Raw genomic sequence first — 14,782 nt, forward strand, 5'->3', positions numbered from 1 at the left:
CCCCGATTGCGGTGTATCAGCCAACACATGCAGTGGCTGACACTCTGCAATCGGGGGCAAGCCCCCTCCCACATTTGATCTTCATAGGGCGCGGGATTGGGTCATACGCGAAAGGCTTGGACTGCGGTGTTGAGCTGCCCACCCAGCACCAGCAGATGCTCTCCCTGGCTACGCCCTTGCCCGATGCGCAGCAAATTATCCTCACCCAACTGGTGAATCCGTTCGCTGTTGTCGCGAATTTCGCTCACTGCACCGCTCTGCTGCGCGGTCACGTCGGCAATTCGCACCGCCGTGTCGGAAATCGTCTGGATGGCCCCGACAATTTCGTCCAGCGCGCCGTCCGCCGCCTGGGCTTGCTGGGCGGTGGCCTCGGCGTGTTCGACCTGGGCGCGCATGCCTTCCACCGATTGGTGGGCGGCGGTTTGCAAACCCGTGATCAAACCCTGGATTTCGGCAGTGGCGCCAGCGGTGCGTTGGGCCAGTGTGCGTACTTCGTCGGCGACCACGGCAAAGCCGCGGCCCGCTTCACCGGCGCGCGCGGCTTCAATCGCCGCATTGAGTGCCAGCAGGTTGGTCTGGTCGGCAATCGAACGAATCACCGTGAGCACGCCGCCGATGGTGGCGGACTCGGCGGCGAGTTTCTCGATCATCTGTGCGTTTTGCTGCACTTCGCCCACCAGCGCATGCAGGCCGGTAAGGCTCAGGCCGATCACCCGTTGGCCTTGCTCCACGGCCTGGCCCGCGCTGCGGCTGGCACCGGCGGCCTGGCTGGCATCGCCGGCCACTTGCTGGATAGTGGCTTCCAGTTCGCCCAGGGAGTCGCGAATCTGCGCGGTATCCCCGGCCTGGCGCTCGGCGCCGTCATGCAAGCCGCTGCTCAGTTCGGCGAGGGCGCGACTGCTGCCGGCCACTTCCTGGGCGTTGCCGCGAATGGTGTCCACCAGGTCCACCAGATAGGCACGCAAGCGGTTGAGGGAGGCTTCGATGTCGTGCAGTTCGCGGTTGGTCTTGCCCAGGACGATCGGCTGGCTGAAGTTGCCTTCACCCCAGGTCGACAGGGCCGGCGCCAGGTTGGTCAGCACCCGCGCCAGGCGCCGTTGCAAGGTGTCGATCAACAGTGCGATCAACAGGATCAGGCCGATCATCACGCCCTGCATCAGCCGCACTTCGCCCTGAATAATGGCGTGTTGTGCACGTACCACCGGCTCAAGCGCGGCGATGGCCTGTTGTACCGCGTTGATTTTCAGATGGGTGGCGGCGGCCAGGTCGGCGCGTTTTTGGATCTGCTCGCGAGTACGCTTGAGTTCGGCGGGGTAGCGGGTCAGCAAGCTGTTGAGTTCGCGCTTGAGATCGACGCCGGTGTCCTGGGCTTCGACTTTTTCGCTGTTTTGCAGGCCCATCAGGGCGGAAAAATCGTCGGTGTTGGACTCGGTACTGGCTTTGACGCCGAGCAAGGGCAGTTGCTCCAGCAGGTCAGCCTGGCTGCGGATACTGCCGACTTCGCGCTCCACGTCGGCGGCCAGTTCCGCGCGCCCGCTGCTCACCAGTTTGTCGCGGGCCAGGGACAGCTTGCCCAGATGCTGGGACGCGGCCAGCAGCGGCGGCAGATAACGCGCTGCTTCCGGGGTGTTCACGCCCATGGCGTATTGGCTCAATTGCTCCAGGTTCGCGCCCAGTTCGCGTTCGGCTTGCAGCAACAGGGCTTGCGGGTCGCCGGCCAACTTGCCGGCGGCGAGCAGGTCGGTTTTGCTGAAGGCGTCCAGCTCCACCAGGCTGGGGCGCAGGTTTTGCGTCAGCTCGGCGGGCAATTCATTCAGGTCCCGCAGCAGGCTTTCCAGGCTTTGGCTGGCGCCGCTCAAGCGCAGGGCGTCGCCGCTGGCCAGGTAGTCGTCGATATTGCGCGCGGCCTGGTTCTGAAAGCTCTGCGACAGCCCCAGGTAGCGTTCCATCAACAAATACGGGCGTTCCAGCGCGCGTTGCGACCACCACAGCGTCGCCCCGAGTGCCAGGCACACGGCTACCAGCAGAAGGGTATTGAGATTGGTCAGCAGCTTCAGGCGCATGCGGGGTTTCAACCGACAGCAAAAGGTAAGTGCCTGAAGTTATTGCGTTTCCATTACAAGGTTATGACGGATTCAGTGGATTCCGGTGAAAAGATGGCACTTTGCTTTGATGTGTGCGCGGCTTGTACGCGATTGCGTCCGGCGCCCTTGGCGCGGTACAGCGCTTCGTCCGCCTGAGCGGCCATCATCAAACTGTCAGAGTCATCGCACAGCTCCACCAGCCCGGCGCTGAAGGTGCACCACAAGTCCTGGGGCTGGGCCGGGTAATGAATTTCGGCGAAGCGCCCACGAATCTCATCCAGCACCTTGCAGGCCGACTCCAAGTCGGTGTCGGGCATCACGATGGCGAATTCTTCGCCGCCGTAGCGCCCGATGTAGTCGGTCTTGCGCAGCCGCTGCTTGAGGAACAGCGCCAGGCTCTTGATCACGCGGTCGCCCATGGGGTGGCCGTGGCTGTCATTGACGCGCTTGAAGTGGTCGATATCGAGCATGGCAAAGCTCAGCGGCTTGTTCTCGCGGCGTGCGCGGAAGCTGCAGTCTTCGAGCAGTTGCAGGATATGGGTGTGGTTGTACAACCCGGTCAGGCTGTCGCGCACCATGCGCGCCTTGAGGTGGCGCGCGCGGGCCGCGCGGTTGCGCACGGTGGTGATCAGGTGGCGCGGCTTGATGGGCTTGGTGAGGAAGTCGTCGCCGCCTTCACTCATGGCATCCAGCTGTTTATCCAGGTCATCTTCGGCCGACAGGTAGATGATCGGCACGCTCACATAGCGGTCGTTGTGGCGGATCACCTTGGCCAGCTCGGTACCGGTGCACGCGGGCATATACATGTCGAGGATGATCAGGTCGGGCTGGAAATCCGCCAGCTCGGCCATGGCCTGGATCGGCTCGATCAGGGTGCGGGTGACGATGCCGGCGCTGTTGAGGAGGCGCTCGGTGTGCAGCGCCTGGGCCCGTGAGTCGTCGATGATCAGCACTTTGTAGGGTTCGTACTGAGCGACGCAGGTCAGCACTTCGATCTTTTCCAGCAGGCTGGAGGCTTCCAGGGTGCCGGTGAGGAACTCCTGGCCACCGGCGCGCACGGCCGCCAGGCGGGTTGGGGTGTCGGTTTCGTGCAGGCTGAAAAACAGCAGCGGCAGCTTGTGCTCCAGGCCTTCCTGGGCTTCGGCGGCAAGTTGGAGGCCCAGGCCCGCACCGCAGAAGTCCACATCCATCACAATCACCGAGGGCAGGCGCTCGGCCATCGACGCGCGAAACGCCGCCACGCTGTCCAGCGACTGCGCGCTCATGCCAAAGAATTCCAGTTGCTTGGCCAGGCGCTCGGCGCGGTCGTGATCGGCCAGCATCACGTAGATCGGCTTGCGCATCGGCGGCAGGAAGGTCTGTTCCAACTGGTCGCCCTGGCGTAGGCCGGTACGGGACAGGCGCTGCATCAAGCGGTTGATTTCGGTGATCAGTTGGCTGCTCAGACGCCCGCGATTTTCGTCCACGGCCTTGAGCGATTCACCGATATGGCGCGCCAGCTGGCCGTGCTCGGGTTGTTCGAAACGCTCGGCAAAGCGCAGCAGGCGCAGGTTGGCTTCGCTGAGTTCGCAAAGGTCGGTGTTCGACCATTCGCTGCGTTGCAGGCGCTGCCAGATCTCAAGAATTTGACGTGCCTGATGAATTACCCGCTGGGCAAAATGCTGCTTGAGACGCTCGCGGCTGGGGTCTTCTGGCTCGGTCATATCCTGACTACTAGTGAGGGTGCATGCAGAGGTCGAACTGATGGCTCTATGCTAGCACCTCTTTTCGATCGTATGAGTGTCATACATCAATTAACTGTGAGGCCCTTGCATTCAGTTAATGACCTGATGGTCACGCAGCGTAAAAAGCGTGCATCCTTTATAGTCGAACTTCCCGCACGCGCCAGTTTGATGAAAAGCCCCGCATTGGCTGGCACGATGGGGTAGGGTTGCTGTCGGAGTGTGTGAACGCACGCCGCCCGTTGAAGTGCATGAACTCAAGTGATTGAAAGGATATCGCCATGCTGGACTGGAAAAACCGCGCAGGCAGTACCAAAGGCCCCGCCCCTGAGCCCAAGTCGGCCAACCGCAGCTATTTTCGTACTCTGCTGATGAGCCGAGCGGTGCTCAGCGTCCTCGGCCTGTACCTGTTGGTCACCGGCGCCCTGGGCTGGTACTGGAGCGAAGAACCGGCGCTGTTCCCGGTCCAGCAAAACGCGCAAATTGCGGCCGAGAAGGAAGGCAAGCAAATGGTGGTGGGCTACACCACCGTCGAAACCCTCAAGACCGTGGTCGGCACCTTGCTGAACAAGCCCGGTGGCTATATCTCCAACGACCGTTTCCCGCCAGGCCTGTGGATGGACAACATGCCGAGCTGGGAATACGGCGTGCTGGTGCAGGTCCGCGACCTGACCCGCGCCCTGCGTAAAGATTTTGCCCGTTCCCAGTCGCAGTCGGCCGAAGACGCCGATTTGGCCAAGGCCGAGCCGCGTTTCAACTTCGACAACAAGAGCTGGGTGCTGCCCTCCAGCGAGTCGGAATACCAGGAAGGCATCAACTCCCTGAGCCGCTACGAAGCGCGCCTGTCCGACCCGAACCAGCGCGGCGCGCTGTTCTATGCACGCGCCGACAACCTGAACAACTGGCTGGGCGATGTGGCCACCCGCTTGGGCTCGCTGTCGCAACGTCTTTCGGCCAGTGTTGGTCGGGTCAAGTTGAACACCGCCCTGAAAACCGAAGCCCTGGCGCCGGGTGAAGTGCCGCAGGTCGACGAAGAAGTGGTGGAAACCCCATGGATGCAGATCGATAACGTGTTCTACGAAGCCCGTGGCCAGGCATGGGCCTTGTCCCACCTGCTGCGTGCCATCGAAGTCGACTTTGCCGACGTACTGGCCAAGAAAAACGCCACGGTCAGCGTGCGCCAGATCATTCGTGAGCTGGAGGCCTCGCAGGAACCGGTGTGGAGTCCTATGATTCTCAATGGCAGTGGCTTCGGTGTACTGGCGAACCACTCGCTGGTGATGGCCAATTACATTTCCCGGGCCAACGCTGCAGTGATCGATTTGCGTCAGCTCCTCAATCAGGGTTGATGATGGACGCTAGTCAAAAGGAGGCCGCGCATCGCCTGGCCTCCGATGCTGAACTGATCTGCTGGGTCGACGATCAGGACAACCTGCTCGGGCACCTTGTCAGGTCCGATCTGCGCCGGCGCGGCCTGATCGGTCGTTGCACCTTTATCTTCCTGTTCAACTCCCAGGGTGAGTTGTGTGTGCATCGGCGCACCTTGAGCAAGGCGCTGTATCCCGGTTTCTGGGATACGGCGGCCGGCGGGATGGTCGCGGCAGGGGAGAGCTACGCCGAGTCGGCGGCCCGTGAGCTTGAAGAAGAACTCGGCGTCAGCGGGGTGGTATTGACCGAACATGACCATTTCTTCTTTGAAGACGGCGACAGCAGGCTGTGGTGCAAGTCTTACTCCGCCGTATGGGACGGGCTACTGTGCCTGCAACCGGAAGAAGTCATGGAGGCGCGCTTTTTGCCGGTGAAGGCCGTCTTGCGGGACGCCAAGAAAAAGCCCTACTGCCCGGACGCTCAAGAGGGCCTGCGGCGCTATCTGGCGTTACGTCGCTAAAGTTGCATGAAATGGCGCCATTTGGCCCTTAGCAACTTCGCTTTTTGCCGTTACACTGCGCCACTTTTCATCCCCTAGAGGATTGCCGGTGGCCAAGAAAGCCGCATCCTTCGCCGCCCTTGGTGGCCTGGTATTTTCCACTGACGCAGGTCGACACTGCCCGGACTGCCGTCAGCCCGTGGATTCGTGCACCTGCAAACAGACCCTGATCCCCGAAGGCGACGGTATTGCCCGCGTGCGACGCGAGAGCAAGGGCCGTGGCGGCAAGACGGTGACCACCATCACCGGCGTGCCGCTGGCGGAGGACGCGCTCAAGGAATTGGCCACCACGCTGAAAAAGCGCTGTGGCACTGGTGGCGCGTTGAAAGACGGGGTCATCGAGATCCAGGGCGATCACGTCGAACTGCTGTTGGCCGAGCTGATCAAGCTCGGTTACAAGGCCAAGAAGTCCGGCGGCTGAAGGCCTCTTCCCAACCTGTGTCTAAACTCTGTCCTGCTAGTGGGGTCTGACCTTCTTACAGGCAAATCGTCATTTTCATTCTTTAGACTGCGCCAGCCTCGAACGAGAGGTGGCGCCTTCGCCTTCATTTATAGGGGACTTCGATGTCCGTACGACGCACACGCAAAGACGATGGCAGCCAATGGACAGTTGCGGACAGCCGCAGTGTTTACGGGATTCGCCATTGGGGGGCCGGGTATTTCGCGATCAATGAAGCCGGTCGCGTTGAAGTCCGTCCGAACGGCCCGAACAGCACGCCGGTCGATCTGTACGAGCAAGTCGACCAACTGCGTAAAAGCGGCCTGTCGCTGCCGCTGCTGGTGCGCTTTCCCGACATCCTGCAAGACCGTGTACGCCAGCTGACCGGCGCCTTCGATTCGAACATCGAGCGCCTGGAATACCAGAGCAAGTACACCGCGCTGTACCCGATCAAAGTGAACCAACAGGAAGCGGTGATCGAAAACATCATCGCTACCCAGAACGTGTCCATCGGCCTGGAAGCCGGTTCCAAGCCTGAGCTGCTGGCCGTGCTGGCCCTGGCGCCGAAGGGCGGCACCATTGTGTGCAACGGTTACAAGGACCGTGAATTCATCCGCCTGGCGCTGATGGGCCAGAAGCTCGGCCACAACGTGTTTATCGTGATCGAGAAAGAATCCGAAGTCGGCCTGGTGATCGAAGAGGCCGCGAGCCTCAAGGTCAAGCCGCAGGTCGGCCTGCGCGTGCGTTTGTCGTCCCTGGCGTCGAGCAAGTGGGCGGACACCGGTGGCGAGAAATCCAAGTTCGGCCTGTCGGCGGCGCAGTTGCTGTCGGTGGTCGAGCGCTTCCGCGCAGCCGGCCTGGACCAGGGCATCCGTCTGCTGCACTTCCACATGGGCTCGCAGATCGCCAACCTGGCCGACTACCAGCACGGGTTCAAGGAAGCCATCCGTTACTACGGCGAGTTGCGCAACCTCGGGCTGCCGGTGGACCACATCGACGTCGGCGGCGGCCTGGGCGTGGACTACGACGGGACTCACTCGCGTAACGCCAGCTCGATCAACTACGACATGGACGACTACGCCGGCGTGGTCGTGGGCATGCTCAAGGAATTCTGCGATGCGCAGAGCCTGCCGCACCCGAATATCTTCTCCGAAAGCGGCCGTTCCCTGACCGCCCACCACGCCATGCTGGTGGTGCAGGTGACCGACGTCGAGAAACACAACGACGAAATCCCAAAGATCGAAAACAAGGAAAGCCTGCCGGAAACCGTGCAGTGGCTGGTGGACCTGCTCGGCCCGACCGATATCGAGATGGTCACCGAAACCTACTGGCGCGCCACTCACTACATGAGCGACGTGGCCACCCAGTACGCCGACGGCAAGCTGACCCTGGCCGAAAAAGCCCTGGCCGAGCAGTGCTACTTCGCGGTATGCCGCCGCCTGCATAACTCGTTGAAAGCCCGCCAGCGCTCGCACCGCCAGGTGCTGGACGAACTCAATGACAAGTTGGCCGACAAGTACATCTGCAACTTCTCGGTGTTCCAGAGCCTGCCGGACACCTGGGCGATCGGTCAGGTTCTGCCGATTCTGCCGCTGCACCGCCTCGACGAAGAACCGCTGCGTCGCGCCGTGCTGCAAGACCTGACCTGCGACTCCGACGGCAAGATCAAGCAATACGTCGACGAGCAGAGCATCGAAACCAGCCTGCCGGTACACGCCTTGAACGAGGGCGAAGACTACCTGCTGGGCATCTTCCTGGTAGGCGCCTACCAGGAGATTCTGGGCGACATGCACAACCTGTTCGGTGACACCGACTCGGTGAACATCTACCAGCGTGAAGACGGTTCGGTGTACAGCGCCGGGATCGAGACCCACGACACCATCGAAGACATGCTGCGCTACGTGCACTTGTCGCCGGAGGAGTTGATGACTCACTACCGTGACAAGTGCGCCAGCGCGAAGATCAGTGCCAGTGAGCGCACCCAGTTCCTGGATGCGTTGCGCCTTGGCTTGACCCGCTCCTCCTACCTGTCCTCATAAAAAATGTGGGAGGGGGCAATCCCCCCTCCCACGTTTGGACCTTATTCCTTCAGTTTCTAACGAGCCACTGCCCTTGGCGATTCAGCCGCCAGGCTATCGCCCACAGGGTCAGGCTGCGTACCGTCATGAACAGCAGGAAGGTTATCCACAGCCCGTGGTTACCCAGCCCCTGCAACGCCCACGCAACCGGCAGCACCAACAGCACCGTCAGCACCATCCCATTGCGCATTTCCCGTGCGCGCGTTGCGCCGATAAACAAGCCATCGAGCAAATAACTCCACACCGCAATCAACGGCAGTGCCGCGAGGTAAGGCAGGTAAATGTCCGCCGTTTCGCGCACGCTGGGAATATCGGTTTGCATGGCGATAAACAGGTGCCCGCCAAAGGTGAACAGCAGGGCGAAACCGAGGCTGGCGATCAGTGACCAACCACAAGCAACCACCAATGATCGCCTTAACGCTTGGCGATCATGTGCGCCGATGGCGTGACCGCACAGCGCTTCAACTGCGTGAGCCAAGCCGTCCAGTGCGTGCGCGGTCAGCAACAGGCCGTTGAGCAACAGCGCATTGGCGGCGACGGTGGCATCTCCCAGCCGCGTGCCCTGCACCGTGATCATGAAAAACACCGACTGCAACGCCAGGCTGCGGATAAAAATATCGCGGTTCACCGCCAGCAGCGGGCGCCAGCTTTGCCAACGCTTCAGCGCGGCCCAGGCGATATGGCCGGGATAGGCGCGCAGGGCGTTTTGCGTCAGGGCCAGGCCGAGCAGGGCGCCGGTCCATTCGGCGATCACCGAGGCGCGGGCGGAGCCGACCACGCCCCAGTCCAGGCCGAGGACGAACCACAGGTTCAGGGCGATGTTGACCAGGTTGGTCGTCAGCAGGATCGCCAGCGGCGCGCGGGCGTTCTGCGTGCCGAGGAACCAGCCGACCAGGGCATAGCTGGCCAGCGCCGCGGGCAGGCCAAACAGGCGAGTGTGGAAGAAGTCGCGGGTCAGCAGGTTCAGTTCAGGCGAAGGCTGCATCCATTCCAGGGCCAGGTGGCTCAGGGGAATGCCCACGGTGCCGAGCAGCAGCGCCAGGCCCAGCGCCAACAGCAAACCTTGCAGCAGGATTTGCCGCAATGCCGCGCCGTCATTGCGCCCGGCGGCCTGGGCGGCGAAACCGGTGGAGCCCATGCGCAGAAACCCCATGGCCCAGGCGAGAAAGGTATACAGGCTGGCCCCGACGGCCACCGCGCCCAGCTGATGGGCATGAGGCAGGTGACCGATGACCATGCTGTCGACCAGGGCCACCAGCGGCACCGAGATATTCGACAGGATCATCGGCGCAGCCAACGCCCATACACGGCGGTGAGTGGGGCGGTGGCGCCAGTCGGTGAGTAAGGTGGGCATGCGGGCTCCTTCGGGGAGCGGCATTGTAACTGCCACCCGCTACGCAGTAGAACCAATATGGGAGGGGCAAGTCCGCTCCCTCATTTTGATCTTCAGAGGCTGTGGGATTTGGCTTGGCTTCAGGCTCATCCAGAACAAAACCACCCTCCGTCGGTCAATGTGACCAGCGCCACATCGGCTTGGCCGACGCTGATATATAGTTCACACCCTCGGTTCCCTCTGACGATGAGTGCCCCATGCTTAACAAAGGACTGTTCCTCGCTTGCGCGCTGGCCCTGCTGAGCGCCTGCGATTCTTCCGACAAACCGGCTGTCCCTACAGCGCCTGCGGCGGCCACGACCGCTGCACCGAAACCGGTCAAGGCGGCGGTGGATGTGGCGGCGTTGAAGCAGCGTTACGCCGGGCGTGAGTTGAGCGTGGTTGACGTGTCCGAGGTGCAGTTGGACGGCGCCAGTACCTTGTCGGTGAGTTTTTCCATTCCCCTGGACCCTGATCAGAAATTCGCCGACAAACTGCACCTGGTGGACAGCAAGTCCGGCAAGGTCGACGGCGCCTGGGAACTGTCCGATAACCTGATGGAACTGCGCCTGCGCCACCTCGAACCGCAGCGCAAACTGGTGCTGACGGTGGACGCCGGGGTCAAGGCGGTCAACGATAACAAGCTCGCCACCGAGTACACCGCCCGCCTGGAAACCCGCGACCTGCAAGCCACCGTCGGCTTCGCCAGCCGTGGCACGCTGTTGCCCACGCGCCTGGCCGAGGGGCTGCCGGTGATCGCGCTGAACGTCGACAAGATCGACGTCGAATTCTTCCGTATCAAGCCCGAATCGCTGCCGTCGTTCCTGGCGCAATGGGGGCGCAATACCAGCCTGCAAAGTTATGAGTCGCGCGAATTGCTGCCGCTGGCCGATCTGGTCTACGGCGGCCGTTTCGACCTGAACCCGGCACGCAACACCCGCGAAACCCTGTTGCTGCCCATCGCCGGCCTCAAGCAACTGCAGCAGCCGGGCGTATACCTGGCGGTGATGCGTGCCTCGGGCACCTACAACTATTCGCAACCGGCCACGCTGTTTACCTTGAGTGATATCGGCCTGTCGGTGCACCGCTACGCCAATCGCCTGGATGTGTTTACCCAGGCTTTGGACGGCGGCAAGGCGCTGGATGGCGTGGACCTGGAAGTGCTCGATGCCGACGGCCGCGTCGTGGGCCAGGGCAAGACCGAGAAGGGCGGCCACGCTGAGTTGCCGTTGCCGAAAAAAGCCCAGGTACTGTTGGCCAAGCAGGGCGAGCAGACCAGCCTGTTGCGCCTCGACAGCGCCGCGTTGGACCTGGCGGAGTTCGATATCGGTGGCCAGCCGTCGCACCCGCTGCAATTTTTTGTGTTCGGTCCACGCGACCTGTATCGCCCCGGCGAAACCGTGCTGCTCAATGCGCTGCTGCGCGACAAGGACGGCAAGGCGGTCAAGCCGCAACCTGTGAGTGTCGAAGTGCGCCGCCCGGACGAACAGGTCAGCCGCAAGTTCGTGTGGGACGCCGATGCGTCCGGCCTCTATCAATACTCACTGCAACTGGCCGGCGAAGCACCGACCGGGCGCTGGCAGTTGGTGTTTGACTTGGGCGATGGCAAGCCGCAGCTGTATGAATTCCTCGTCGAAGACTTCCTGCCCGAGCGTCTGGCGCTGGAACTCAAGGGCAGCGACACGCCGCTGAGCCCGGCGGATAACCCGGTGATTCAGGTCAACGGGCGCTACCTGTACGGCGCGCCGGCTTCCGGCAATCGGGTCAGCGGGCAAGTCTATGTGCGGCCGTTGCGTGAGGCGGTCAAGGCCTTGCCGGGTTACCAGTTTGGTTCCGTCACCGAAGAGGAGCTGAGCCAGGATTTCGAGCTGGACGAGAGCGTACTGGACGCCAAGGGCCAGGAAAAGCTGACCCTGGAAAGCAAATGGTCCGAGGCCAAGTCGCCGCTGCAACTGATCGTGCAGGCCAGCCTGCAGGAGTCAGGCGGGCGGCCGATCACTCGGCGCCTGGTGCAGCCGATCTGGCCGGCCGAGCGGTTGCCGGGCCTGCGTGGGCTGTTTGACGGCACTGAAACCAATGGCGATGGCCCGGCGGAATTCGAAGTGCTGCTGGCCAACCCTGAGGGGCAGAAACTCGCCGCGCAGAACCTCAAGGTGCGCCTGGTTCGTGAGCGTCGCGACTACTACTGGAACTACTCGGACAGCGACGGCTGGAGCTATCACTACAACGAGAAATTCCTCAACCTCGACGAGCAGACCTTGAACATCAAGGCCGGCGACACCGCCAAGGTCAGCTTCCAGGTGGAGTGGGGGCCATACCGCGTGGAAGTCGAGGACCCGCAGACCGGTCTGGTCAGCAGCCTGCGTTTCTGGGCCGGTTACCAGGCTCAGGACAACACCGAAGGCGGTGCCGTGCGCCCCGATCAGGTCAAGCTGGCGCTGGATAAACCGGCCTATGGCGACGGCGATACCGCCAACGTCACGGTCACGCCGCCCGCCGCCGGTAAAGGCTACCTGCTGGTGGAGTCCGCCGAAGGGCCGTTGTGGTGGCAGGAAATCGACGTGCCGGCCGAAGGCAAAAGCTTCGCGGTGAAGCTCGACCCGAAATGGTCGCGCCACGACTTGTACGTGAGTGCATTGGTGATTCGTCCCGGCGAGCGCAAAGCCAATATCACCCCCAAACGGGCTGTGGGCCTGCTGCACCTGCCGTTGGATCGCACCCAGCGCAAGCTGGGCGTGACCCTCACCGCGCCGGAAAAAATGCGCCCCAAACAACCGCTGACGGTGAAAATCGCCGCCAAAAATGCCGACGGCAGCGTACCCAGGCAGGTGAATGTGCTGGTGGCGGCAGTGGACGTGGGTATCCTCAATATCACCGAGTACCCGACGCCCGATCCCTACTCCAGCCTGTTCGGCCGCAAGGCCTATGGCGTGGACCAGTTCGATATCTACGGCCAGTTGATCGAAGCCGGTCAGGGCCGCCTGGCCAGCCTGGCCTTCGGTGGTGACGCGGCATTGGCCAAGGGCGGCAAGCGCCCGGACACCAGCGTGACCATCGTCGCTCTGCAAAGCGCGCCGGTGACCCTGAACGACAAAGGCGAGGGCGAAGTCAGCGTCAATATCCCTGACTTCAACGGCGAACTGCGCCTGATGGCCCAGGCTTGGAGCGATGATCGTTATGGCATGGCCGAAGCCAAGACGGTGATCGCCGCGCCGCTGATCGCCGAGCTGTCGGCGCCGCGTTTCCTGGCGGGCGGAGACCAGACCACCCTGGCGTTGGACCTGTCCAACCTGTCGGGCAAGGCGCAGAAGCTGGAAGTACAACTGAGTGCCGACGGCCAGTTGGAGCTGGTCAACAGTGCCGCGCAAACCGTTGAGCTCAAGCAAGGCCAGCGCACCACGCTGCGCATCCCGGTCAAAGCCTGGGGTGGTTTGGGCCAGGGCAAGGTGAAGGTGACAGTTAACGGGCTGGACCTGCCGGGTGAAAACCTGCCGCCGTTCAGCCGTGAATGGACCTTGGGCGTGCGCCCTGCCTACCCGGCGCTGCTCAAGCATTACCGCGCGGTGCTTAAAAGCGAGCCGTGGAGCTTGCCTGCCGGAACCCTTGATCAATTCGATCCCTCGGGGCGCGAAGCGCTGTTGAGCCTGTCGAGCCGGCCGCCGCTGAATCTCGGGGCACAGATCAAGGCGCTCAAGGCATACCCCTACGGTTGCCTGGAACAGACCGCCAGTGGCCTCTATCCTTCCTTGTATGCCGATGACGCGTTGCTCAAGCGCCTGAGCATCAAGGGCGAGCCGGATGCCGAGCGTAAACGCAAGATCGAGCTGGGCATCGAACGCCTGCTGGGCATGCAGCGCTACAACGGCAGCTTCGGTTTGTGGGGCGCCGATGGCGAAGAAGAGTATTGGCTGAGCGCCTACGTCACCGACTTCCTGTTGCGCGCCCGCGACCAGGGCTTCGCCGTGCCGCCTGAAGCGCTGAAGAAGGCCAGCGAACGCCTGTTGCGGTATGTGCAGGAGCGCAACCTGATCGAGGTCGATTACAGCGACAACGCCGAACACACGCGCTTTGCCGTGCAGGCCTATGCGGGCATGGTGTTGGCGCGCAGTCAGCAGGCGCCGTTGGGTGCGTTGCGCAGTATTTTCGAGCGGCGCAGCGACGCGCGTTCCGGGTTGCCGCTGGTGCAGTTGGCGATCGCCCTGCAAAAGATGGGCGACCAGCCACGCGCGGACCAAGCGTTGCAGGCCGGTCTGGCGACGCAGCGCAGCGCCAAGGAATGGCTGGCCGACTATGGCAGCCCGCTGCGGGACCAGGCGATGATCCTGGCCTTGCTGGAGGAGAATGACTTGGCCAAGGGCAAGCGCGAGGAACGTTTGTTTAGCCTGTCGGACCAGCTGGCGGCCAGCCCGTACCTGTCGACCCAGGAGCGCAATTCGCTGTTCCTCGCCGGGCGGCTTGGGTTTGCCCAGCCTGAGGCGAACTGGCAGGTGGCGCTTACCGGCAGTGGTGGTGGGCAAGCGTTGGACAACCAGCATTCAACCCTTGAACTGGAAGGCAAGCTGCTGTCCAGCGACTTGAGCCTGAGCAATCAGAGCGAGGCGCCGGTGTACCAGCAACTGACGATCTCGGGTTATCCGCAGGTGCCCCCGGCACCGGGTGGCGACAACCTGAGCATCCGCCGCGAATACCTGGGCATGAACGGCCAGCCGCTGAACCTGCGCAACCTCAACAGCGGTGACCTGGTACTGGTGCATCTGGCGGTCAGCGCCAAGCAGCGTGTGCCGGATGCCTTGGTGGTCGACCTGCTGCCCGCCGGCCTGGAACTGGAAAACCAGAACCTGGCGCAAAGCGCCGCCAGCCTGGAAAACGCCAGCAGCCAAGTGAAGGAGTGGCGCGAGTCGATGCAGAACGCGGCGCTCAAACATCAGGAGTTCCGCGATGACCGTTATGTGGCGGCGATCAACCTGGAGAGCGATGGCACCACGCACCTACTGTACCTGGCGCGTGCTGTGACGCCGGGCACTTACCGCGTGCCGCCGCCGCAGGTGGAGTCGATGTACCGGCCGAACTGGCAGGCGGTGGGAGAAACCCCGGCGGACCTGGTGGTCAAGGGCCGCTGATATCTCGATTTGGAATGGGGACAATGTGGGAGGGAGCAAGC

The 14,782-nt window shown here is 62.6% G+C and carries 7 protein-coding genes and 1 pseudogene; 5 read left to right on the plus strand and 3 right to left on the minus strand.

Translation table 11 applies throughout. The annotated features are described in order from the left end of the window. Positions 1–101: 101 nt before the first annotated feature. Positions 102–617, minus strand: a pseudogene (locus JWR98_RS30265) (methyl-accepting chemotaxis protein); the annotation flags it as partial. Between the two features lie 1,499 nt (positions 618–2,116). Beyond that, entirely contained in the window at positions 2,117–3,787 is a 1,671-nt protein-coding gene (locus JWR98_RS18125) for a response regulator (RefSeq protein WP_205490722.1), read from the minus strand. Positions 3,788–4,176: 389 nt separating this feature from the next. Between JWR98_RS18125 and JWR98_RS18130 the strand changes: the two genes are divergently transcribed. From JWR98_RS18130 to speA, 4 genes are all read left to right on the plus strand, one after another. Beyond that, complete coding sequence (locus JWR98_RS18130; protein WP_370694842.1) at positions 4,177–5,154, plus strand: DUF2333 family protein; 978 nt, start codon at positions 4,177–4,179, stop codon at positions 5,152–5,154. Positions 5,155–5,156: 2 nt separating this feature from the next. Next, positions 5,157–5,693 (plus strand): NUDIX hydrolase, encoded by a 537-nt coding sequence (locus JWR98_RS18135; protein WP_205490723.1) that lies wholly within the window; start codon positions 5,157–5,159, stop codon positions 5,691–5,693. An 88-nt stretch (positions 5,694–5,781) separates the two neighbouring features. Further along, on the plus strand, positions 5,782–6,153 hold the full coding sequence (locus tag JWR98_RS18140; RefSeq protein ID WP_005784408.1) for a translation initiation factor Sui1: 372 nt from the start codon (positions 5,782–5,784) through the stop codon (positions 6,151–6,153). Positions 6,154–6,296: 143 nt separating this feature from the next. Further along, entirely contained in the window at positions 6,297–8,210 is a 1,914-nt protein-coding gene (gene speA, locus JWR98_RS18145; RefSeq protein WP_003171491.1) for an arginine decarboxylase, read from the plus strand. Between the two features lie 49 nt (positions 8,211–8,259). Here speA and JWR98_RS18150 read toward each other — a convergent pair whose 3' ends face one another. Beyond that, on the minus strand, positions 8,260–9,603 hold the full coding sequence (locus JWR98_RS18150) for an MATE family efflux transporter (RefSeq protein ID WP_078731387.1): 1,344 nt from the start codon (positions 9,601–9,603) through the stop codon (positions 8,260–8,262). A gap of 236 nt (positions 9,604–9,839) precedes the next feature. Here JWR98_RS18150 and JWR98_RS18155 point away from each other — a divergent pair, with 236 nt between their 5' ends. Then, positions 9,840–14,741: an alpha-2-macroglobulin family protein gene (locus JWR98_RS18155; RefSeq protein WP_205490724.1), complete on the plus strand. Its 4,902-nt coding sequence runs from the start codon at positions 9,840–9,842 to the stop codon at positions 14,739–14,741. The last annotated feature ends 41 nt before the right edge of the window (positions 14,742–14,782 follow it).

The organism is Pseudomonas lactucae, assembly GCF_016937615.1.
Classification (GTDB): domain Bacteria; phylum Pseudomonadota; class Gammaproteobacteria; order Pseudomonadales; family Pseudomonadaceae; genus Aquipseudomonas; species Aquipseudomonas lactucae.

What these genes read in the sequence shown, in the direction of transcription:
- JWR98_RS18125 (WP_205490722.1), bottom strand. Translation starts at nt 3,787, where the DNA reads ATGACCGAGCCAGAAGACCCCAGCCGCGAGCGTCTCAAGCAGCATTTT.
- JWR98_RS18130 (WP_370694842.1), top strand. Translation starts at nt 4,177, where the DNA reads ATGAGCCGAGCGGTGCTCAGCGTCCTCGGCCTGTACCTGTTGGTCACC.
- JWR98_RS18135 (WP_205490723.1), top strand. Translation starts at nt 5,157, where the DNA reads ATGGACGCTAGTCAAAAGGAGGCCGCGCATCGCCTGGCCTCCGATGCT.
- speA (WP_003171491.1), top strand. Translation starts at nt 6,297, where the DNA reads ATGTCCGTACGACGCACACGCAAAGACGATGGCAGCCAATGGACAGTT.
- JWR98_RS18150 (WP_078731387.1), bottom strand. Translation starts at nt 9,603, where the DNA reads ATGCCCACCTTACTCACCGACTGGCGCCACCGCCCCACTCACCGCCGT.
- JWR98_RS18155 (WP_205490724.1), top strand. Translation starts at nt 9,840, where the DNA reads ATGCTTAACAAAGGACTGTTCCTCGCTTGCGCGCTGGCCCTGCTGAGC.